Origin of the sequence: Pseudoalteromonas sp. 0303, assembly GCF_013349995.1 — a bacterium.
In the GTDB taxonomy this organism is placed as follows: domain Bacteria; phylum Pseudomonadota; class Gammaproteobacteria; order Enterobacterales; family Alteromonadaceae; genus Pseudoalteromonas.
The window spans coordinates 1-407 of sequence record NZ_JABVXF010000160.1 but is presented as its reverse complement, the minus strand read 5'-3'; the positions used below and the strand labels follow the sequence as shown (position 1 = coordinate 407).

Genomic DNA, 407 nt, shown 5'->3' with positions numbered 1-407 from the left:
ATATTCCCCTGCAAAAGGTTCATAAATGGGAATTTCCTTTTGTATTGCAATCTCATATAATTGGTGTGCCTTATTTAAAGAGTTTTTAATTCGTTCGGATAAACTATTATCAGTAATCCTACCATCTTTGAACATATCTCTTATTTCAGAAGAGTGTTCCCATGGGAGATGCATCCACAATTCTCCAACTTCTAATTCTTCAAGAACCGTTACTAACCCAGAAACATGATCAATATCAGGGTGAGTATTAACTACATAATCTACGTAACTAGTCCCATAATAATTTTTTATATGTTCAACAACTTGTTTGCCAGATTCTTTAGTTCCCCCATCAACGACCATAATTTTATAATTTCCCTCTTTACCATACCTAATCACTATAGCATCGCCATTTTTTGTGTTCTCTC

Annotated in this window: 1 protein-coding gene; it reads right to left on the bottom strand. The window is 33.9% G+C overall.

The features are described 5' to 3' along the window. Positions 1 to 407, bottom strand: a 407-nt coding sequence (locus HUS62_RS22605; RefSeq protein ID WP_175081230.1) for an MBL fold metallo-hydrolase, incomplete at both ends; no start/stop codon positions are given.